The sequence below is a fragment of the Sporomusa sp. 246TCP1 genome (assembly GCF_057319775.1).
The window spans coordinates 4730542-4750316 of the sequence record NZ_CM170492.1 but is presented as its reverse complement, the minus strand read 5'-3'; the positions used below and the strand labels follow the sequence as shown (position 1 = coordinate 4750316).

Below are 19775 nucleotides of genomic sequence, written 5' to 3'. Positions count from 1 at the left end.
TTACACAATCGCCCCAGAGCAAAAAGCCCGTACAACGTATGAGCATCTGATTGCTTGTACTGACGACCCTTGTGTCAAGGATACCCTGCGCTTCTTGTGGGAGCGGGAAGTCGTTCACTTCCAGCGGTTTGGTGAAACCTTGAATGATGTGCAGGAATGGATGTGCAAGGCAAAGCATGTATGGCATGGACATAAGTGCGGGTGTGAGTAAGGAATTGATAAAAAAATAGATAATAAGAAGGGACTGCGTTAAACTTTTGTTTTAGCGCAGCCCCTTCTGTGTTCAAGCACCGTTGCTTGTACCAATAAGGTCAATCATTTTTTGTCTTGGATGATTATAGGACAGAAAATCAGTGCCGCACGGGCAATATCTTTCAATCGTAATATATTGTAAAATTGCAAGTTTAGACATATGATTGCGAGTTACACCTCATAAACCATGTCAAAGGTACGGGGTTATTGACACATATTATGCTTTAAGTAAGTTCGAATAATGAGCGGGAGTATTGTATAGAAAATGAAAGTTGTCAGCAACCCCGTCCCCGTGGCACTTGTTAAATTGCAAGTTTAGACATAAATTAACCTGAGCCTAACCAATAATAAAAAGGCCAGCACAATGGCCGACCTAATTAATAATGCTGGGTGGAAACTTTGGGTGGTTCGATAGTATGGTTTTCTTTCTTTTCAGGTGGCGCGTCAGGGTTTAGCTGAACACCCGTACTTCCAGTAATAAACTTAGCTTCGGTGTGAGCTGATACAGCAGTACTCTGATCCTGATTTTCTCCTGAAGTATTATTGAATCCGCTAAATAGTGCTTCAATGTAAGCTTTAGAGCTATTATTTGGGAGCAAAAATATCACCTCTAAAATAGTGTTTCTAATTCAGGGTGTTTTAATACTTTAGACTTTTTTGTCAATAGAAGTTGATTGGCATGCTAGTGAGGCAATAGTATTTTTGTTAATTAATTGACTGGTTTTTCGTACTTGTACTGCTGCGCTACTTATAATCAAAGTACTTGCTGGGCCAATGCGGTTAATTAAATCATCGTATTTTTTCTTAACTGCCTGAATGCGCGCTTTTTCTAAGGAAATGTCGCTTAAGGACTCTGATGTTCTGGGTTTAGCTAAATCTGTATTAGAGACTGCATTTGTGGAAACAGCTGACATTTTGCACCGCTCCTTAATGTATTTGATATATGTTAATATTACTATTAACATATATCAAATATTTGTCAAGAGTGGTTTAGTAAAAAATTATGGGAGTGAGGCGAGTGAAAACTTGGACTGATGTAACGGAAAACGTTAAGACGTGTCCGAGGACGAAAAGCAGGGCAGGTTTTCGTGCCCAAAACAAGGAGGCAAAGTCAATATCAAACTACAGATACGCCTATTTCGTTAGCGTGGCAAATCCGGCAGGGGACTATCCCTTTTTGGAAGGTTCTGCGCATTGCCGACGTGCTGGGGTATGAAATCCAGTGGAAAATAAATTATATACTGCTAAAGCTTTTTATTTGCCATATTTTATCGTTAAACTCCTTGATGCTGCGAATGTCCTCCGGCGGAAGGTCGCATCACGTCAACCCAAAAGTTTACCGTATAATAATAAATAGCAAGGCCCAGTTTCCTTTGGTGGGGAAACTGGGTCTTGTTATTTTTTACTGTCAGTGCTCATAACTTCCAACAGCTTTTGCAGTTGGTCTCTTTGCTCCGGCGATAATTTTTTGACTGTTTCTATCAGTCGTCGGAGTTCAGGCTCAAGCTCCTGTTTCTCTTCAGCGAAGAAATCGGCAAGGGTAATACCGAGTACGTCACAGATACGCTCTAACGAACCAAGAGACGGTTTCGAATTATTAGCTTCAATTTTGTAAATTGTAGTTGGGTCCAAGTCAACTTTTTTCGCTAAGGCGTTGGCAGAAATCCCTGCTACATTCCGAAAGTACTTTAACCGGGAGGCATAATTCAATTCAATCCCACCCTGAATTATATTCATGTTCATTATAGCGTATTAATAACACAAGAAAAATCCTGAATGAAATTCAGTATATTAATAAAATTGAAAATGGACGCTCCATCGGTTCTATACAGACATTAGCAAATATCGCAGCCGCCCTTGGTGTATGTATAACCGAGCTTATAGGCAAACAAACACTAAGTAACAAGGCGGATAATCATGTCTGAGCAGTATTTGAGCGATTTTGAGATGGGCTATAATTACACCCGCGAAAGGTATGCGAGGAGAATAGCTACATACAGTACCGAAAATATTCTGGAGCTTGCTCAAGCTTTTTGGCTTAAGGAGGGAAGCGCAGTTTCATTTGATTTATAATGGCGTTATAATGTATCTGATAACACGAAAGGAATGAATACTTTATGGATGTGAATGTTTTACTGTTTCCTGATTTTGAAACATTAGATGCATTTGGACCAGTCGAGGTACTTGGACGTATTGACGAGTGTTGTTTGCATTTTGTTTCGGCAAATGGTGGTATTATAAAAAGCAGTCAAGGGGTTGCGATTTTAACGGAACCTTTGGAAAAGGTTGATTGTTCCGGAGTACTTTTAATTCCTGGCGGTGAAGGAACGCGGTATTTGATTAACGATAATATGTTTATTGAGAAGTTGTCAGACATTGCACTTCAATCTCAATATTGTCTTACGGTCTGTACGGGATCGGCGTTGCTTGCTAAAGCAAATTTGTTAAATGGTTTCAAAGCTACATCGAACAAAAGAGCCTTTGATTGGGTTCAGTCAGTGAACTCCGAAGTTGAATGGATCAGTCATGCCAGATGGGTTGTTGATGGAAAATTCTATACTTCGTCTGGTGTATCGGCAGGAATAGATATGGCGTTAGGCTTTATTTCGGATAGGTTTGGTATAACAAAAGCTAAGGAACTTGCACAAAGCATTGAATATATTTGGAATTCAAATAAGGAAGCGGATTTATTCGCAAAATAAAAAAAGAAGTAAATTGTAGAATTAGGTTGAGTTAAGCTAAAAGTGGAAGGTGGACACTATTTGTATTACATGCCGGATTATAAAAAAAGAAGTAATACCACCAGGCGGAATTATCTATAAAAATAATTTTGTTATATTGCATCATTGCTTAGATATACATGTAGCCGGATATTTTATTCTATCACCAGTAAGGCATGTGGAGAATTTGGAACAATTAAAACAAGAAGAGCTATTTGAATTAACAAATATTTTAAAGTCAGTAACTAAAGCTCTTGTTAAAGAAAATGACATTGATAGGGTTTATATACTGAGTCTGGGTGAAGAAACTAGTCATTTTCATTTTCACGTATTTCCTCGGTATAAATGGATGCTGAACTTTCCCAATGAGGATACCTGTATAAATGATAAACTAGATGGAGCCAAACTGTTTAGCTTTATTCGTCAAAAATATAAGGCAGATAAGCAAGAGCTATTTGATAATAGGCTGTTTTCAATAGTAAGTAGTGTTAGAGAATTAATCACAAATTTATAGATACCTAAGAGGAGAGAGACAGGGGGATTGTATGTATAAAGCAAGGAAAGGGTTAACCAGTATGTTAGTCTGTGTTGCCATAGCTATTATCTTTAGCAATGCGAATGCGGCTGGTCTCGCGTACAGTGATCAAACCAACTGGGCATATTATGGTAATGGTAGTAGTGCCGCGCTGGATGTGGATGTATTTTTTGTTTGTCCTACTGTATTTTTGGGCAATTCTACACAGTTTAATATGCCGATTGATGATGCCGATGTTCGTAAAAACTTTATTGGTGCAATTAATATGGAGAAAGGCATCTATGATTTGAAGGGCAACTTTTATGCACCCTACTACCGGCAAGCGGGGATAAATACTTATAAATTAGAACCGGCTGCAGCGGCCCCTTATTTTGAGTTAGCTTATCAGGATGTCAAGGCTGCTTTCGAGTATTATTTAAAGGAACAAAAGCAGGATCGCCCCCTTGTGCTGGCAGGCTTTAGCCAGGGGGCAGATATGATTGTCAGGCTTATGAAGGATATGTACCATGACCAAAGGCTGCAGGAACAACTGGTAGCTGCTTATGTTATTGGCTGGCGGGTGACACCTGAGGAACTTGTACAATATCCGCACCTGAAAATGGCGCAAGGAGAAGATGATACCGGGGTGATTATTTCTTTTAATACCGAAGCTCCCGATGTGAAAACATCCATACTTGTGCCTTGTAAAACATTGGGAATTAATCCGCTAAACTGGAAAACAACAATCCAACCCGCAGGTAAGTCTCTGAATAAGGGCGCAGTTTTCACAGGCTATGACGGCAAGATTAACAAGGAAATTCCACGTTTAACGGGCGCGTATCTTGATAAAACCCGGGGAACTCTCAAGGTAACAGACATCACTGCTGAAGAGTATCCACCGGTATTAGATTTATTTGAGAAAGGAGTTTATCATATTTATGACTATCAGTTTTTTTACAGAAATTTGCAGGAAAACGTCAAGGCCAGAATAGAGGCTTTTAAGGATAGAAGGGTTATTCGCAGAGCTTCATAGCGGATAGGTAATGTTGCTATCACAATATGGTTTGGCAAGGAAATATGAAAAGACGGCTATAAAAAGCCGTCCATGGAGATTGATCTATTTAAGAACTTTACCGTTTGCCACCGCAGCCACCACCGCAATCTTTATCATTGCGGCGATCTTCTACGTTAGATAACTCACGGGCGAAATCAAGGTTCTTTTGGTTCCTCTCATTACGGCACTGTTCGTTATTTTCCTTACGGTTTTCATTTCTCATAAAATCACCTCCAGCAATATTTTGCCCGAATGAAGAAACAAAATAACTGGTAATTAATTACGGGTTTAAAGTCCCTGGCGTGTGCCGGGGGCTTTATTATGTGCAGGGAAACAGGTATTTTTTGTGATGACGGTAGATGGTTTATATAAAGGTGATTTTTTCACAAACGATGCATAGTATATAGTAGGAATGCTTAAGCCATGAAGGTGTTACCATTATGCAAACGAATCAGATAATAATGTACTTAATAGTTTTGCTTGCGATAATGATAATATCTAACCTAATATTGGTGTTAGCAATGATGGTAAAGATATTTTTAATATAAGTATAGTCGCGTCCTACATGGGCGGCTATAAGTTGTCCTTTCTAAATAAGCTGGTCGTTATCTCTTTTCAAAACATAAAGAGACTCTCTGTTCAGCGCAGATGAGTCTCTTTATGTTTGACATCTAGGATACTATAACTTGTAACAGGGAAAAAAGTTTGTCACTTACAATTAACGGCTGGCGAGCTATCTATTTTAGCGATATACTGTGTTCTTAGCTGCGTAAAGTGAGCAAGTATCTCATTACAGGCTTCGACCGCGTCTTTTGTTTCGAGCGAATCAAGACTGATCGACAGGCGCGAATGTGTTTTAAACAAGTTGTCCGAATCTCCGATACTTTCGTATAACTCGCGCGCTTTTTTTAAGTAGGTATAGGATTCATTATGTTTACCCCAGAGTTGGAAACAAACGCCCCTGGAATAGGATAAGTCTGCTAGATTTTGTGGAGTTGCTTCCTTTTCAAAGTTTTGTTCCGCAAATGCATAAGCGCTTAAGGCTAGCGAAAAATTCCCCATATCGCGGCTTGCATCACCCAGCTTGAGGTAAACTTCGCCGGTTATTTGGGGACTCCCCTCTTTTGTCGAAAGCATAATCGCATAATCATAGTACGGAATTGTTTCTTGTACGCGTCCCCCAAGCGTAAGTTCATCCGCCTTTTTAATAATTTCGGCTATGGTTAGATTTCTCAATTTTAGTTGGCTAAGCCTAGCTTCACCTTTATCAGGCATCCATTTAGCTGCTGCTCTGAAATTTTTGACCTCAGTCTTTACATCGCCGGTTTTACTTAAATTTAATATTTCTTTAATACATTCCGGCCAAGGAGCATGCGGAATTTTATAGTCACTTTTAACAATAACATCTGAACTGTTTTTTAGGTAATAGGCAACTCTATCAGCATCATTCAGACATAAAAAATAGAGAATACCCGCTTCTATAACATCTGATATTGGAATTTCGTACTGCTTTAAGACTCCGACAGCTTCAGCACTGACTCTGGCACCAACTGTAATCTTTTCGTCTGATATTTCGATCTGTTTTGACATTCTTGCGCCTCCTATTATTGATATTCTACAGCGGATATTGGGTAGTGTAAAGAGAGTGGTAAATATAGATTTTTTAACATAATAATTAATAATCAAAACTAATGTACTTGACAAAGTAAAGCACATTAGCTATGATTGTTTTACAAGCTAATGATAATTGTAAAACAAAAAGGATCAAAGGAGCTTGGATATGAAAAAGAGATGTCTTTTTATAGTGCTATGTATTGCAAGTATTTTAGTCATAGGGACGGCTTCAGCAGCGGCTTCTTCAGATCTGGAATTTGTTCCTTCTAAAGTGTATTTCACTGAAAATAACAGTTTGATGGTGGAAGGTAATTTTTATAATACGGGAGTATTTATCTCCTGGTTACCTAAAGCCAATGTCGAGATTACTTTTACTACCGATAATGGTCCAAAGACTATTTCTCAGTCATTTACTAATTTGGATTTAATGATAAGTACCCAGGGGATTCGAAACTGGAATTTTGAGCTTCATGATGTCAGTAAAGTCGAGTTTAGTTCTTGGAAGGTCAAATTCAGCTATTAAAGCTTAAATATATATATGGCGTAAATGCTATTCTTCTGATTAGAAGAAGGCCAAGGCAACGTACCCACCTTCGTTTGTCCTTGCACGCATTGTCGAGACTTCTACGAGAGTCTCGTTTTTTTTTTGCTTGTGTTTGCGTTGTTTTTTTAAGTATGATATACTCAAATCAATGTAAATTATTAAAATTTAAGCAATGGGGCTTATAGACGTATTTCGTTTATAAGCCTCTGTCTATTTCTATTTACTAATAAATATTTAATAGTTAAGCAATGGGGCTTATGAACGTGGTAACGTTTGTAGGCCCCGGATTGTTTGGGACACTAGAGGCTAAAAAAGAGCATAGCTCAACCTGAGAGGAGGATGCCAATTATGATTAGTTGTCGGGAAATAATCAATTTGCCCTCGTTGGCGAGACTTAACACTGTGGCTGGAAAGTCCGGTTTGGATCGATTGGTGCGTTGGGTGCATTTTATTGACTTGCCTGACGTTATTCCCTGGGTACAGGGTAACGAACTCCTGATTATCACTGGCATTGGTTTGAATGGTGATGTTCATAAGCTGAAAGATGTTGTCAACGGCTTAATAAAAAAGAAATTGGCGGGGCTTATTGTTAACATAGGTCCCTATATTAAAGAAGTACCTGCTGAGGTTATCAGTTTGGCAGATCAAGCGAGCTTTCCCATTTTTGAGTTGCCGTGGGAGGTAAAACTTATTGAGGTAACTAGGGAAATATGTAGTCATCTTGTCATGAAGCAAAAAGAGGAAGAATCGATAAAGGATTTTTTGGAACAACTTTTATTTTGCCCCCTGGCAGATCCTGAGGCATTAAATCAGCGAGCAGCCTATTATGGATATGATCTAACCAGACCCCATCAGGTTGCCATTATAAGTCCTACCCGTTTAAGTGAATTTTTACAGGCAAAAGGTGAAAAAGCACGGATTGCCTTTAAAGTACGTTCTGAACAAATCGTCCGCACTGTTTTGAGCATACAAGACAGAAAAATTATGACAATGTTGTGGGAGGATAATATTGTTTTACTAATGCCTTATGAGAATGTGAGTACACAGCAAAATATTACTATTTTGACCAATATTTTAAATGAATTTACTTCTAAATTGCCAGGATTGGCAGTTGCCGCCGGTTTAGGCGGCAGATTTGAAAGTTTGCAGGCTGCCAGACAAAGTTATCTTCAGGCTACAAAGGTACTGCGTTTTTCTGAGTTAAAGACAGCCTCCAAACCCATTTATGCCTATGAACAACTAGGGATATATAAGTTGCTATTTGAGATTGAGCCTGATAAGCTGACAATGTACTATCAGGAAGTAATTGAGGCGCTTAACGAATATGATTATAAATATCACATGGATATGGTAGCTAGCTTATGCGTATACTTTGAAGAAAATTGTAATGCCGCCAAAACGGCTAAGCGTTTATTTGTGCATCGCAATACCCTTGATAATCGTTTGAAAAAGATTGAAGAAATTACTGGGAGAAGTTTAAATGATCCAGATGATCGCCTGACTTTGCAGCTAGGACTTATTGTCGGGAAACAATTGACCAGTTAGTTTTCAATTGCTATTTTGGCTAAATAGAGCAAATACATTTATCTGAATTCCAGACTCTCACTTCTATAAGTGGGAGTTTCACTTTTAATTCCCACGAAGCAGGTAGTTTCGGCGGCTGAAAAATTTTGATATTGCTTTTAGTGAACGTAGAAGTGAATACTTCACAAAAAGCTATCGAATATTATGTGAGGTATTCACATAGACGCACTGAGGTGTATCTGATAATATTGAGGCATGAACAACATATGGATTTAGCAATGGCGCTGAATTTATATCCGCAGGGATATAGTCGGCGTTTTTATTATTTGAACATTATCATACCAGGGAGGGGTTTTACGATGAGTAATATGGGAAGCAAGACCGAAAAGCTTATAATAAGAAAAAACAATGCTGTTGCCAGGGGTATTGCCAACTCCACAGGGGTTTTTGTAGAAAAAGCTAGTGGAGCCGTGATTACCGATGTAGAGGGTAGAGAGTTTCTGGATTTCTATGCAGGAGTTGGAGTTTTAAATGTTGGACATTGTCCAGAGCCAGTGGTCAAAGCCATACAAAAACAGGCAGATAAATTACTTCATTCTTTTTTTGCTATCGGCATGTATGAACCCTATGTGGAGTTGGCAGAAAAGATGAATTCATTGATGCCAGGAGCAGCTCCTAAAAAGACCATGTTTGCTAACAGTGGTGCGGAAGCTGTCGAAAATGCAGTAAAAATTGCCAGGCATGCTACCAAAAGAACGGGGATCATTGCTTTTGAATGTGCATTTCATGGTCGTACTTTTATGACCATGAGTCTTACCAGTAAAGTTAAGCCTTACAAATATGGATTTGGACCTTTTGCGCCAGAGGTTTATAAGGTTCCTTCCGCATATTGCTATCGCTGCCATTATCGCTCCACCTATCCAGGCTGCGGTATGCATTGCCTGGAAAATTTTGAACGGTTTTTTACAACGGAAATTGATGCTGAGCACATTGCCGCGATGATTATTGAACCGGTGCAAGGAGAGGGTGGTTTCCTTGTACCGCCACCAGAATTTTTACCAGGTCTTAAAGCAATTTGTGAAAGTAAGGGGATATTATTCATTGTTGATGAGGTGCAAAGCGGCTTTGCCCGTACAGGAAAAATGTTCGCCATTGAAAACTGGGGTGTGGAGCCTGACTTAATGACCTCGGCAAAGTCGATTGCTGCGGGTGTGCCACTAAGTGCTGTTACAGGCAAGGCCGAATATATGGATGCGCCTGACGCGGGAAATATTGGCGGAACTTATGGAGGCAATCCGTTAGCTTGTGTGGCTGGTTTGGAGACTATAAATTTTATTGAAGAAAACAATCTTTGTAGCCGGGCTGAAGAAATTGGTCGTAAGACCATGGTGAGACTGGAAGCCCTGAAGGAAAAATGCAGGATTATTGGTGACGTGAGAGGAGTCGGCGCGATGATCGGTATTGAACTAGTCAAAGACCGGCAAACCAAAGAACCGGCGAAAGAGCTTACTGGTAAGGTAGTGAAATATTGCCTGGAGCAAGGCGTGATAGTAATCAGTGCCGGTGTTTTCAGCAATGTAATTCGCTTACTGATTCCGCTGGTGATTACTGACGAACAATTGGATCGTGGGCTTACCGTTTTAGAACAAAGTATCCTGCGGGTTACTGCAGAAGTATAGAATAGTATAAGTAAAAGGTTGTAAGCAAAGACGCTTGTCGACAACGGGTAACGTTGTTGATGTGCGTCTTTCTGTATAGTTATAAAAAAGAGGGAGGAGCATGTTTATGAAAGAGAAATCGTTACATTTAGAAAAAGAAAATCTAAAAAAAGACCTTAAGGATAGGCATATACAACTTATTGCTATCGGTGGTGTTATTGGTGTTGCCTTGTTTATGGGTTCTGCGCAGGCAAGTAAGCTGGCAGGGCCGGCTCTCACGCTAGCCTACGCTATTGGTGGTGTTATCATGTATTTCGTGCTGCGTGCCCTGGGTGAAGTTGCCGTAGAACATCCTGTTGCGTCCTCGTTTGCGGGTTATGCACGAGTTTTTTGTGGACCGCTAATATCTTTTTTTACTGGGTGGACGTATTGGTACCAATGGGTTGTTCTGGGCATGGCCGAAATTTCTGCGGTGGGTTTATACATGAGATATTGGTCACCAGATATACAGCAATGGATTCCGGCATTGATTTGCCTTGCCTTCATCATTATGATAAATTTAGTTGCTGTAAAATATTATGGTGAATTTGAATTTTGGTTTGCTTTGATCAAGGTTATAACGATTATAGCCATGCTAATCGTTGGCTTTGCAATGATTCTCTTTGGGTTTGGTAATGACGGTGTTGCCATTGGTTTCTCTAACTTATGGATACATGGTGGGTTTATGCCGTTTGGTTGGACTGGTGTTTCCATGGCTTTGGTTATGGTAGTATTTGCTTATTCTGGGGTTGAGCTGATCGGGATTACCGCAGGCGAGGCCGCCGATCCTGAACGTTCACTGAAGTCTGCGATTGATAAAGTGTTTTGGCGAGTGCTTGTGTTCTACGTTGGTTCCATGGTAGCGATATTGTCTATATTTCCCTATGAGACTTTGCCCAAAGGGGTCAGCCCATTTGTAATGATCTTTGAAAAAGCAGGGATTCCTTATGCTGCTTCTATTATAAACTGCGTAATTCTATCTTCGGCAGCTTCTTGCCTAAATAGCTGTATGTATGTTTGTGGACGTATGCTATATGGTCTGGCTCTGAGGAACGAAGCACCTAAGTTCTTAGGTGAACTTTCTGGCAATCAAGTCCCTGCCAATGGTGTCTTGTTTTCCGGTGCTGTATGCTTAGTCGGTGTTTATTTCAACTATATAGCTCCTGACAGCGTATTTTACTACATGTCGGCAATTACAACAACAGGCTGTATGTGGACATGGTCATTAATTATGTATATTCAGTTCAAATGGCGGAAAAGCCTGAGCATTGAGCAAGTTGCCAAGCTAAAATATCCCATGCCTTTTTATCCATATGCCAATTATATAGTAGGAGCATTTATGCTTGCGGTAACTTTGGGTATGGGGTATGACCATGATAATCTGGTTGGTCTTTATGTTGCCCCTGTCTGGTACGGCGGACTTTTTATTCTCTATAAATTCTTTAAAATTGGTGAAGCCCAACAGAAAGCGGATTTGAGTATCCGGACAGAATGGTAAGTTAATAATGTTCTTAAATGACGTTATTGCAGATCTAGGAGGAAAATTATGTTTGCATTAAATTTCCAATCGTCATATCATGAGAAATTACTGCAGAATCGATTGAAGAATTGCACTGTGAGATTAGGAGATTTAAGGGATGTATATGTGGAAAATTCCATAGTATGGATTACCTTTGGGGAAATGTTAAGCCCAAAGAAAAAAATGTATCAGGCGATGATTGATAAAGTATATATAAAGAAATTCTCCCAATTGACGGCAGATGATTTAGCCCATCAGAATCCGGCAATAGATTCAGTGGCGGGACTGATTACCTTTTTTGAAAACCTTTATGGTAAATCCATATCACCAAACGATATCGTCAGTGTCGTCTATTTCTCTGAGGTGATTGAAGAGTGTTTACTCAGTTGTTAACCATTGGTTTTACAAGTATAATGATTTTAAGAATAAAAATAATAGGATAAAAGGAGAAAAATATGAAATTACTGCAAGTGAAACCTCAAATTCATAAGTTTACTCATTTCAAAGACTTTGCTGAATTTTTTGCTATTGCAGCTGGAGATTTCGTATTAACAAACGAATTTTTATATAACACATATATGAAAGAATTAAATCTTAACGCTGACTTCATGTTCCGGGAAAAGTATGGGAAGGGTGAACCTTCAGATGAAATGATTGATGCTATTATGAAAGGCATGGGTGGCAGAAATTATAGGCGAATCATTGCTATTGGCGGTGGTTCAGTGATAGATATAGCTAAGCTTTTAGTTATCAAAGATGCTACAAGTGCGCTAGCGTTATTTGAAAAGAAAATTCCTTTAATAAAAGGAAGAGAACTTATAATAGTTCCAACTACTTGTGGTACAGGTAGTGAAGTTACCAATATATCAATAGCTGAGATAAAATCAAAACATACCAAAATGGGTCTTGGAGTAGATGAATTATATCCTGATTATGCAGTATTAATACCAGAATTAGTAAAAGAACTGCCCTATAAGTTTTTCGTAACAAGTTCAATTGATGCTTTAATTCATGCCGTCGAATCATATGTTTCTCCTAGATCTAATAGTTCTACCGAATTATTTAGTGTAAAAGCTATGGAATTAATACTTAGGGGATATATGGATATACTAGAAAGAGGATCTGAGTATCGACTAGAAATAATAGAAGATTTTCTGGTTGGCAGCAACTTTGCGGGAATAGCTTTTGGAAATACAGGTGTGGGAGCGGTACATGCATTATCCTATCCGCTAGGTGGAAACTACCACGTTCCTCATGGAGAAGCAAACTATCAATTTTTTATTGAAGTATTTAAGACCTACAACCAAAAGAATCCTAATGGAAAAATAAAAGAACTTAATGAAATACTGGCTGGAATTTTAAGAATTTCGAATACTACTACTGTTTATGATGAGCTTTCAAAGGTGCTTGACAAATTACTAGCCAGAAAACCCCTTAAAGAGTATGGAATGAAAGAAGCGGAAGTTGAAATTTTTACAGATACCGTAATAGAAGGCCAACAGAGACTCTTAGTAAACAACTATGTTCCACTTAGCAGAAATGAAATTCGTGATATATTTAAAGCTTTATATTAGACGCGTTTATGAGATTACGCAAACTGACGTCATTTTTCAAGTGGCGTCAGTTTTGTTTTGAGTTGATACGCTTGATACTTACCCCTTCGTCACTCCCCGCGGTTTTGTCAAGCCAGACTAGCGGTGGGAGGAAAAGTGGCCAGTATTGGAGAAATATTGATATAATAAATTTTGTAGAATAAAGTCAGTATTTGATGGGGGTTATCCTGTGTTTGACATGAGCTATTATCCTATTCGGGATAACTGGATGTATTTGCGGGGGGACGGGGGCCTGTCTGTTGGTTCGCGATTGGTTACAATCTACTGCTGGTGCTGCTTAGCTTGTATTTTAGCCTTCGGTGGATATACGATTGCAATGGTCTTCGCCGCTTGCAGGCGATTATTATTACGTTGGCTCCGATTAGCGGGCTGATTGGCAATATTTTACCGTTAGCCCAAGCGGCAGCGGTAGAGATTATGGAAAACTGTTTGGCCGTGGTGAGCTTATTATTCCGCAGCAACTAGTTGACGTGCCGTTTGACTTTGTTGCCGAGGTGCAATTGTTACGGATCATTCAAGAAGCGCTGAACAATGTTCGCAAGCATGCCAAGGCCAAGCGGGTTGAGGTGAGTATTCAATCGTCTGGAGGAGAACTTCAGATTGAATCCAAACATGGTGTCGGGACTAAGGTAATTGTCAAAGTTTCCTTGTGAAAGGTTGAACAGCATGAAAATATTATTGGTGGATGATCATGCCCTGTTTCTTGAGGGAATTAGAAATTTTTTGGAAGTCAATGACATTACTGTCATTGGCACAGCCAAAAGTGGAGAGGAAGCGCTGACCAAAGTCGGGATGCTAAAGCCGGAACTCATCCTGATGGATGTTCAGATGGCAGATTGTGATGGTATTGATACTACCCGCATGATAAAACGAGAATATCCAGAAGTGAAAATCGTCATGCTCACTGCCAGTGAGGATGAGGACAGCCTTTTTGCCGCGATGCAAGCTGGGGCGGTGGGGTATTTAATAAAAAGCATGGACCCAGAGCAATTTCTCCGGCAACTATTTAGTCTGAGGGAAGGGGAAGTGCCGCTTGCTCCGGGGTTGGCCAAGCGGCTGCTAGGAGAGTTTTCCCGTCGTAGGCAAGCGGCAGATGAACTGAGTGATGAGTCAGAACCAGAATTGACCAGGCGGCAGACAGAGGTTTTGCAATTATTGACAGAAGGATGGACATATAAAGAGATTGCCCTGAGGTTAGATTTGAAGGAGGTTACTGTCAAGTACCACGTCAGGGAGATCCTTTCTAAACTTCATTTGTCTAACCGGACGCAACTGATCGCCCATGCGTCCCGGCTAAGGTTGAATGGAGAGAAGTAGCCTTATAATACTGACTTCAACGTATCAGACTATCCAAAAGTATAGTTGGCAGGCAATGAACGGCTTGTCTTACTCATATTCAAGGAGGTCTTTCCCTATGCAAAGAACTTCGTGCGGCAAGGAAGGTACGCAGTCATTTTTGTAGAAATATATATATTTAATATATAAATATTGTTGTACTTTGATAAGGATGAGTTTATGTCTGAGCTAAGTTTTTACCCTATACAAGATATTTGGTTTTACCTGTTGGCAGCATTTATTCTTGAAGCTTTGGCGGTTTATATTTGGCAGTATCGTCAAAGCAAAGGAGCCGTGCCGTTAGCGGTGGCATTACTGACGCGATCAGTTTGGTTATTGAGCCTGATAGCCATCGGTACAGCCGATGAATTGGAAAGCAAGCTTTTTGGCGTAACCATTCAGCAGATGATGGCAACTCTGCCTGCTCTTCTTTGGCTGTTATTTCTTTTACAGGTTACCAACCGCGGACACTTGATAAACAGACGGACACTGGCTGCTCTTTTGCTGGTGCCTGCATTGACCTATTTTCTCCTTTTTACCAATGCATGGCATGGCCTGTATTGGGAAAAAATCAGCGTCGACGGGAACGTGCTAACCGTTGTCCGGGGAATGGGCAATTGGCTGATGGTTTTTTACAATTACTTTTTGCTACTGCCCATTCTATACATGAGCTACCGATGGATCAAACAGTGTATAGGTCTTCGCCGCAGACAGGCTATCATTGTTACCTTGGCTCCGGCTTGTGGAGGAATTGGCTCAACGTTTTGGCTCTTTTTGCAGCATACCGGACTGTTTTCCTCGCTGCCCTTGAGTTCGTTGATTACCGGCTCAATCTGGACCTACGGTTTTTTTTACCTGAAGGTGATTAACCTTTTGCCGTTAGCACAAGCCAAAGCGGTAGATGTTGTGGGAAACGGCCTGGCTGTCATCGATAACGAGGGCTGGGTGGTTGATTTTAATACCGCCGCAGCGGACATATTAGAGATTACGCCGGGGCAAACAGAAGGCAAACAGGCTGCCGAAGTGTTTGCAAATTGCCCTTCTTTAGTGGCCTTATTAAAAACAGAGCAACGGGCGATGCAGGAAATCTGCCTGGAGAAAAATAATCACATACGATATTATGAACTACATATCATAAAGCTTTCTGACCAGAGTGACAGCGACATGGGCAAAGCCTTGATCTGGAAGGAAATTACCGCGCAAAAAAAGGCGCAGGAACAGCTTATCGAACAGGAAAAAGCCTTATCCATCCTGTCAGAACGAAACCGTATCGGCAGAAATTTTCATGATGGGCCGGGGCAGCTCGGCGGCTATCTGCAAATGGAATTACAGACGATTCTTATATTATTGAATAAAGAACGGCTAAAAGACGCAAAAGCACAGGTTAAACGCCTATTAGAGATTGCAAAAGACTTCAATGTCGAGGTTCGGGAAACCATTGCAGACTTGAAAACGGGAGTTTCTTCAACGCAGGACTTTTTACAGCTGCTTGAAGACTACCTTGACCGTTACCAAAAAAATTATGGCATTAAGACTGAGCTTGTCCGTCCGTCACAACCACTTGACGGACTCTTGGATCACATGGCAGCGTTGCAATTGCTGCGGATTATTCAGGAGGCTGCGAACAATGTCCGCAAACATGCCAAGGCGAACAAATTGTTGGTGAAGATTGAAGTATTAGCTGTGAAAGCAGTCGTGAGCGTCGTCGATGACGGACAGGGATTTGATTTATCCCTGCAGAGCGTGGGTCAAAACCATTATGGGCTGGCAATTATGCGTGAAAGGGCTGAAGAGGTCGGGGGTATATTCCGGTTTGAATCAAAAACCGGCATTGGCACCAAAGTAATCATCGAAATTCCGTTAGGAAAGGCGGAACAGCATGAAAGTATTGTTGGTTGATGACCACGGCTTGTTTCTGGAGGGAATCAGGGACTTTTGGGGGTAAACGAAGACAAGTAACCGCTTTATTTTATAAAGTAAAATTATCCAAAAGTATAGTCAGCACTAGCCAAAAGTATAGTGCTGACTATACTTTTATTTTTTTTATGCTTATACCAAAGGTAGGTATCAAAAACAGATTTATTTGCTATTATGAGGTTTAATCGGTTGGGCCAATGACACGACAAGCTTTGCCGACAGCATTTTTTGGCTAAAGGCGGCAAGGCAAGCGGCGACGGCGGCAGCGGCAGTGTCGAGACCTCAGGCAAGAAAATCCTGACAGTTGCCGATACGGCCAGTGTCAACACCACGGCGCACACCCGGCACCTCCTGCAAGGCGTCAAGTATTTCTAGGAGCAGGAGAGATAAAACATGACCCTAGATTGGCATTGAAGTTATGCACAGAAAGGACAAATCGAGGAAATTCAGTCTGTCCTTTCTGATGTTGTATTTAGTAAGGTAAAAGCGAAAAATAGCAAGCCATAAGGAGGCATCCCATGAAAAAATCACCCTTTGTAAAACTACTGCTGCCCCTGTTTCTGAGCATCCTGCTTCTCCTCCCTAACGTTGGCAGCCGAGCCGGTGCTGCGGAAGCGGCACTGGCAGACACTTATCAGCCTACAGATACCTGGACGATCTACTGGTATGTCTGCGGAACCGATCTTGAAAGCAAGCAAGGTGCCGCTTCAGCGGATATTCAGGAACTGCTGCAGGTTCGCCTGCCGCCGAATGTCAGGGTACTCATCCAGACTGGCGGCGCGGTGGAGTGGCATACGACAGGCATTCCGTCCGGCGCGGTCGCCCGCTATCTCTATGATGCCGACGGTATTCACCCCTTGCAGCAGCTGCCTGATGCCGATATGGGGTCGCCGGATACCCTGGCGGACTTCCTGCGCTACGGCGAGAACAACTTCCCGGCAGACCATCGTGTCTGCATTCTCTGGGACCATGGCGGTGGTAGTGCTGCCGGGGTTTGCTATGATGAGCGTACCCGGCACTATATGAATCTCAACGGTTTGCGTTCAGCCTTTGAAGCTGCCTATACACCTGACCATGATCAGCCGCCATTTGAAATTATCGGTTTTGATGCCTGCCTCATGGCGACTGCTGACATGGTACACAATCTCCATGGGCTTACGCGTTATATGGTAGCCTCGGAGGAGATTGAGCCTGGAAATGGCTGGGACTATACCGGCTGGGCCGGTGCACTTGCCCGGAATCCGGCCATGAACGGTGCTGGGCTGGGGCGGGCCATCTGCGATACCTATCTCGCAGGCTGTGAGGCTTATGGCACAGCCGCAGCCGCCACTTTATCTGTCACCGACGTAAGGCAGCTGCCGGCTCTGCGCGACGCCTACGAGGCTTTTGGCGTTGAGGCACTGCGCCAGGCAGACAAAAACCCGCAGGCCTTCTTTACTGGCTTCGCGCGTATGGCCGCAGTGACAGAAAACTATGGCGGCAATACCCGTGAACAGGGCTATGCCAACATGCTGGATCTTGGCAGTCTTGCCCAAAACGCCCGCAGCCTGCTGCCAGGTACCGCAGAAGCTCTTCAGCGTGCCGTACAGGACAGCGTCGTCTACAAAGTAAGCGGCCCTTATCGGCAGGAAAGCAGCGGCCTTTCCGGTTACTACTCCTACAATAACGATCCGGATGGGTTTATGGCTTACGCACAGCAGGCTGCGCCGCTTCTGCCCGTAAAATGCCTTTATTACAACCTCATCTTTGGGATGATGCCGCCACAGGCTGCGCCTTACCTGAGTGATGTGGCAACCGGCAGTGGGGAAATCCTTGAACAGCCCGCTGAGCGGCAAAAGCTCTTTGCTGTGAGTAACCTCGAAGACACTCCGGTGGATATAGACAAAGATGGCACCGCCTTCGTAAAGCTACGTCCGGAGCAGCTGGAAAACCTGGCCTCTGTGCATTGTCAGCTCATATACCAGAGTGAAGAGGATGACATAATGCTGTATCTTGGCAGCGACGCAGACATCGACGCAGACTGGGAAAAAGGCGTCTTCAAAGATAACTTTCAAGGCAACTGGCCAATGCTTGACGGTCATCCGGTCTATATCGAAATCACCTATGAAGGCGATGACTATAACCTCTACTCCGTACCGGTCAAGCTCAACGGACAGGAGTGCAATCTGCAACTCGTCTATAACTTCAAAGACAAAGCCTATCATATTCTCGGCGCGCGCCTGGGACTTGCGACGGACGGCATCGCGAGCCGGGAGCTTATCCGGCTCAAAGCAGGCGACACTGTCACAACGTTGCATTATGCGATGACTATCAGCGGTGATGATGAAGATTTCAGCCAGTTTGACGCCGATACCTTTACCCTAGGCGAGCAGCCGTGCATTGCTGATGAAGAGATGGGAGACGGCACCTATGGCTACTACTTTGAGTTCGTTGACCCACAGAATAAAAGTGCCCTCTCGCGTATCGTAAACTACACCATTCAAAACGGTCAGATTACCACTACTGTCGGCGCGGATGGCTGAAACTCTCCGGAAAACGAGTAGACCACAGGAATTATAAAAAGCCTAGTAATTAGTGCAGGATTTGCAGGAACTTCATGTTTGGTGCTAGCGCCAACACGAACTGGAGTGCAGTAAGGGAGGTGAGGCCTGGTAGAGAAAATAGAGGCCATGATTCTATGGAAGATGACTAAAAAATGAAAGAGAGGAAATCCATATGTCGAAAAAAAGTGTAGGTTTAGCAATTTTCTTAGGAATATTCGGATTTGGCGGTTTTTATGCGGCCGGTTTAAAAAAAGGCTTGATGCTCTTTGCAGCGGTAGCTATAGTAGGGGCGCTGATTGCCAATTTCATTTCACCGGATTTGGCGTTTATTACCACTATCGCCAGTGTCTACGTGAGCTACAAATGGGTCAGCGAGCATAATGCGGCTTTGCCGATGGGAAAAGGACAGGCCTGATAAGAAGTTATGGAGCAAGTATCAGGTGGACAAAAAATGCTGGCGGCTGCGGCACATTGCGGATGCTTTTTCGGCGGCCTGGGGTTTGGCCTGCTCCCGCTGGTGATCTGGCTCTGTAAGAGCAAAGACATCTTTGTGGCACATCATGCGAAGCAGGCGATGATTTTCCAACTGGCGCTGGTACCGGTGATCCTCTTGCTTGTTTTAGCGCTTTCACTGTTGATCGAAACAGAAACCGCTGCGTGGATCGTCGTTATTGGTGCCGGACTTTTATGGATAGGCTGCGCAATCTTGGCGACCGTTCGGGCCTTGAGCGGAGAGTACTATGTCTATCCGGTTTTGGTGCCCTTTGGGGTAAAAAAGCCGAAATAAAAAGTATAGTCATCACTATCCGAAAGTATAGTCGGTATACTATTCCAAGGTATAGTGCTGACTATACTTTTATTTTTTTTTGTGACTATACCAAAGGTAGGTATCCAAAAGAAATTTGTTTGTTATGATGGGTTTTAATAGA

At 42.2% G+C, this 19775-nt stretch carries 26 protein-coding genes; 19 read left to right on the top strand and 7 right to left on the bottom strand.

Annotation, left to right across the window (positions count from 1 at the left end):
• Positions 1-7: 7 nt before the first annotated feature.
• Positions 8-211 carry a manganese catalase family protein gene (locus tag AC1ECB_RS22500; protein ID WP_485669391.1) on the top strand — a complete coding sequence of 68 codons (204 nt, stop codon included), beginning with the start codon at positions 8-10 and terminating at the stop codon, positions 209-211.
• Between the two features lie 72 nt (positions 212-283).
• Here AC1ECB_RS22500 and AC1ECB_RS22495 read toward each other — a convergent pair whose 3' ends face one another.
• The 4 genes from AC1ECB_RS22495 to AC1ECB_RS22480 all read right to left on the bottom strand — a co-directional run bounded on the left by AC1ECB_RS22495 (position 284) and on the right by AC1ECB_RS22480 (position 1962).
• Positions 284-412 carry a hypothetical protein gene (locus AC1ECB_RS22495; protein ID WP_485665876.1) on the bottom strand — a complete coding sequence of 43 codons (129 nt, stop codon included), beginning with the start codon at positions 410-412 and terminating at the stop codon, positions 284-286.
• A 217-nt stretch (positions 413-629) separates the two neighbouring features.
• Positions 630-851, bottom strand: a complete 222-nt coding sequence (locus AC1ECB_RS22490; RefSeq protein ID WP_485665875.1) for a hypothetical protein — start codon at positions 849-851, stop codon at positions 630-632.
• Positions 852-899: 48 nt separating this feature from the next.
• Positions 900-1166: a hypothetical protein gene (locus tag AC1ECB_RS22485; RefSeq protein ID WP_485665874.1), complete on the bottom strand. Its 267-nt coding sequence runs from the start codon at positions 1164-1166 to the stop codon at positions 900-902.
• Positions 1167-1647: 481 nt separating this feature from the next.
• Positions 1648-1962, bottom strand: coding sequence for a helix-turn-helix domain-containing protein (locus tag AC1ECB_RS22480; RefSeq protein WP_485665873.1), 315 nt, complete (start codon positions 1960-1962; stop codon positions 1648-1650).
• A 41-nt stretch (positions 1963-2003) separates the two neighbouring features.
• Between AC1ECB_RS22480 and AC1ECB_RS22475 the strand changes: the two genes are divergently transcribed.
• The 5 genes from AC1ECB_RS22475 to AC1ECB_RS22455 are packed head-to-tail and all read left to right on the top strand — an operon-like array spanning position 2004 to position 4519.
• Complete coding sequence (locus AC1ECB_RS22475) at positions 2004-2177, top strand: helix-turn-helix domain-containing protein (RefSeq protein ID WP_485669390.1); 174 nt, start codon at positions 2004-2006, stop codon at positions 2175-2177.
• The gene (locus tag AC1ECB_RS22470; RefSeq protein ID WP_485665872.1) at positions 2170-2325 is read left to right on the top strand and encodes a hypothetical protein; all 156 of its coding nucleotides are present in this window, start codon (positions 2170-2172) and stop codon (positions 2323-2325) included. The genes AC1ECB_RS22475 and AC1ECB_RS22470 overlap by 8 nt, the downstream gene beginning before the upstream one ends.
• 44 nt (positions 2326-2369) lie before the next feature.
• A complete protein-coding gene (locus AC1ECB_RS22465) occupies positions 2370-2954 on the top strand; it encodes a DJ-1/PfpI family protein (RefSeq protein ID WP_485665871.1) in 585 nt (194 codons plus the stop codon).
• A gap of 49 nt (positions 2955-3003) precedes the next feature.
• Positions 3004-3486 carry an HIT family protein gene (locus AC1ECB_RS22460; RefSeq protein WP_485665870.1) on the top strand — a complete coding sequence of 161 codons (483 nt, stop codon included), beginning with the start codon at positions 3004-3006 and terminating at the stop codon, positions 3484-3486.
• A gap of 31 nt (positions 3487-3517) precedes the next feature.
• Complete coding sequence (locus AC1ECB_RS22455) at positions 3518-4519, top strand: DUF3089 domain-containing protein (RefSeq protein ID WP_485665869.1); 1002 nt, start codon at positions 3518-3520, stop codon at positions 4517-4519.
• 97 nt (positions 4520-4616) lie between these two features.
• Here AC1ECB_RS22455 and AC1ECB_RS22450 read toward each other — a convergent pair whose 3' ends face one another.
• Both AC1ECB_RS22450 and AC1ECB_RS22445 read right to left on the bottom strand, forming a co-directional pair.
• Positions 4617-4763, bottom strand: coding sequence for a hypothetical protein (locus AC1ECB_RS22450; protein WP_485665868.1), 147 nt, complete (start codon positions 4761-4763; stop codon positions 4617-4619).
• Between the two features lie 485 nt (positions 4764-5248).
• Entirely contained in the window at positions 5249-6130 is an 882-nt protein-coding gene (locus tag AC1ECB_RS22445) for a hypothetical protein (RefSeq protein ID WP_485665867.1), read from the bottom strand.
• Positions 6131-6320: 190 nt separating this feature from the next.
• Here AC1ECB_RS22445 and AC1ECB_RS22440 point away from each other — a divergent pair, with 190 nt between their 5' ends.
• The 10 genes from AC1ECB_RS22440 (at position 6321) to AC1ECB_RS22395 (ending at position 16285) form a co-directional block, all read left to right on the top strand.
• Entirely contained in the window at positions 6321-6677 is a 357-nt protein-coding gene (locus AC1ECB_RS22440; RefSeq protein WP_485665866.1) for a hypothetical protein, read from the top strand.
• A gap of 369 nt (positions 6678-7046) precedes the next feature.
• A complete protein-coding gene (locus AC1ECB_RS22435; RefSeq protein WP_485665865.1) occupies positions 7047-8243 on the top strand; it encodes a PucR family transcriptional regulator in 1197 nt (398 codons plus the stop codon).
• Positions 8244-8581: 338 nt separating this feature from the next.
• Positions 8582-9901, top strand: a complete 1320-nt coding sequence (gabT, locus tag AC1ECB_RS22430; protein ID WP_485665864.1) for a 4-aminobutyrate--2-oxoglutarate transaminase — start codon at positions 8582-8584, stop codon at positions 9899-9901.
• Positions 9902-10007: 106 nt separating this feature from the next.
• Positions 10008-11417 carry an amino acid permease gene (locus tag AC1ECB_RS22425; RefSeq protein ID WP_485665863.1) on the top strand — a complete coding sequence of 470 codons (1410 nt, stop codon included), beginning with the start codon at positions 10008-10010 and terminating at the stop codon, positions 11415-11417.
• 48 nt (positions 11418-11465) lie between these two features.
• On the top strand, positions 11466-11831 hold the full coding sequence (locus AC1ECB_RS22420) for an ASCH domain-containing protein (protein WP_485665862.1): 366 nt from the start codon (positions 11466-11468) through the stop codon (positions 11829-11831).
• Between the two features lie 62 nt (positions 11832-11893).
• Complete coding sequence (locus AC1ECB_RS22415; protein WP_485665861.1) at positions 11894-13012, top strand: 4-hydroxybutyrate dehydrogenase; 1119 nt, start codon at positions 11894-11896, stop codon at positions 13010-13012.
• Between the two features lie 321 nt (positions 13013-13333).
• Positions 13334-13516 carry a hypothetical protein gene (locus tag AC1ECB_RS22410; RefSeq protein ID WP_485665860.1) on the top strand — a complete coding sequence of 61 codons (183 nt, stop codon included), beginning with the start codon at positions 13334-13336 and terminating at the stop codon, positions 13514-13516.
• Between the two features lie 5 nt (positions 13517-13521).
• Positions 13522-13704 carry a hypothetical protein gene (locus AC1ECB_RS22405; protein WP_485665859.1) on the top strand — a complete coding sequence of 61 codons (183 nt, stop codon included), beginning with the start codon at positions 13522-13524 and terminating at the stop codon, positions 13702-13704.
• A 13-nt stretch (positions 13705-13717) separates the two neighbouring features.
• Positions 13718-14368 carry a response regulator gene (locus tag AC1ECB_RS22400; RefSeq protein WP_485665858.1) on the top strand — a complete coding sequence of 217 codons (651 nt, stop codon included), beginning with the start codon at positions 13718-13720 and terminating at the stop codon, positions 14366-14368.
• 198 nt (positions 14369-14566) lie between these two features.
• Complete coding sequence (locus tag AC1ECB_RS22395) at positions 14567-16285, top strand: sensor histidine kinase (protein ID WP_485665857.1); 1719 nt, start codon at positions 14567-14569, stop codon at positions 16283-16285.
• Positions 16286-16368: 83 nt separating this feature from the next.
• Here the strand turns inward: AC1ECB_RS22395 and AC1ECB_RS22390 are convergent, their stop codons facing one another.
• The gene (locus tag AC1ECB_RS22390; RefSeq protein WP_485665856.1) at positions 16369-16644 is read right to left on the bottom strand and encodes a hypothetical protein; all 276 of its coding nucleotides are present in this window, start codon (positions 16642-16644) and stop codon (positions 16369-16371) included.
• 177 nt (positions 16645-16821) lie between these two features.
• Here AC1ECB_RS22390 and AC1ECB_RS22385 point away from each other — a divergent pair, with 177 nt between their 5' ends.
• The 3 genes from AC1ECB_RS22385 (at position 16822) to AC1ECB_RS22375 (ending at position 19633) form a co-directional block, all read left to right on the top strand.
• Positions 16822-18825 (top strand): clostripain-related cysteine peptidase, encoded by a 2004-nt coding sequence (locus AC1ECB_RS22385; RefSeq protein WP_485665855.1) that lies wholly within the window; start codon positions 16822-16824, stop codon positions 18823-18825.
• Positions 18826-19018: 193 nt separating this feature from the next.
• Complete coding sequence (locus AC1ECB_RS22380) at positions 19019-19261, top strand: phospho-N-acetylmuramoyl-pentapeptide-transferase (protein ID WP_485665854.1); 243 nt, start codon at positions 19019-19021, stop codon at positions 19259-19261.
• 36 nt (positions 19262-19297) lie between these two features.
• Positions 19298-19633, top strand: coding sequence for a magnetosome magnetite crystal formation protein family (locus tag AC1ECB_RS22375; protein WP_485665853.1), 336 nt, complete (start codon positions 19298-19300; stop codon positions 19631-19633).
• Positions 19634-19775: the final 142 nt, after the last annotated feature.

Bases quoted from the DNA above. Each gene is read 5' to 3' on its own strand.
- AC1ECB_RS22420 (WP_485665862.1), top strand. From the start codon at position 11,466: ATGTTTGCATTAAATTTCCAATCGTCATATCATGAGAAATTACTGCAG.
- gabT (WP_485665864.1), top strand. From the start codon at position 8,582: ATGAGTAATATGGGAAGCAAGACCGAAAAGCTTATAATAAGAAAAAAC.
- AC1ECB_RS22450 (WP_485665868.1), bottom strand. From the start codon at position 4,763: ATGAGAAATGAAAACCGTAAGGAAAATAACGAACAGTGCCGTAATGAG.
- AC1ECB_RS22485 (WP_485665874.1), bottom strand. From the start codon at position 1,166: ATGTCAGCTGTTTCCACAAATGCAGTCTCTAATACAGATTTAGCTAAA.
- AC1ECB_RS22395 (WP_485665857.1), top strand. From the start codon at position 14,567: ATGTCTGAGCTAAGTTTTTACCCTATACAAGATATTTGGTTTTACCTG.
- AC1ECB_RS22400 (WP_485665858.1), top strand. From the start codon at position 13,718: ATGAAAATATTATTGGTGGATGATCATGCCCTGTTTCTTGAGGGAATT.
- AC1ECB_RS22380 (WP_485665854.1), top strand. From the start codon at position 19,019: ATGTCGAAAAAAAGTGTAGGTTTAGCAATTTTCTTAGGAATATTCGGA.
- AC1ECB_RS22375 (WP_485665853.1), top strand. From the start codon at position 19,298: ATGCTGGCGGCTGCGGCACATTGCGGATGCTTTTTCGGCGGCCTGGGG.
- AC1ECB_RS22385 (WP_485665855.1), top strand. From the start codon at position 16,822: ATGAAAAAATCACCCTTTGTAAAACTACTGCTGCCCCTGTTTCTGAGC.
- AC1ECB_RS22415 (WP_485665861.1), top strand. From the start codon at position 11,894: ATGAAATTACTGCAAGTGAAACCTCAAATTCATAAGTTTACTCATTTC.
- AC1ECB_RS22470 (WP_485665872.1), top strand. From the start codon at position 2,170: ATGTCTGAGCAGTATTTGAGCGATTTTGAGATGGGCTATAATTACACC.
- AC1ECB_RS22445 (WP_485665867.1), bottom strand. From the start codon at position 6,130: ATGTCAAAACAGATCGAAATATCAGACGAAAAGATTACAGTTGGTGCC.
- AC1ECB_RS22435 (WP_485665865.1), top strand. From the start codon at position 7,047: ATGATTAGTTGTCGGGAAATAATCAATTTGCCCTCGTTGGCGAGACTT.
- AC1ECB_RS22465 (WP_485665871.1), top strand. From the start codon at position 2,370: ATGGATGTGAATGTTTTACTGTTTCCTGATTTTGAAACATTAGATGCA.
- AC1ECB_RS22455 (WP_485665869.1), top strand. From the start codon at position 3,518: ATGTATAAAGCAAGGAAAGGGTTAACCAGTATGTTAGTCTGTGTTGCC.
- AC1ECB_RS22425 (WP_485665863.1), top strand. From the start codon at position 10,008: ATGAAAGAGAAATCGTTACATTTAGAAAAAGAAAATCTAAAAAAAGAC.
- AC1ECB_RS22495 (WP_485665876.1), bottom strand. From the start codon at position 412: ATGTCTAAACTTGCAATTTTACAATATATTACGATTGAAAGATATTGC.
- AC1ECB_RS22440 (WP_485665866.1), top strand. From the start codon at position 6,321: ATGAAAAAGAGATGTCTTTTTATAGTGCTATGTATTGCAAGTATTTTA.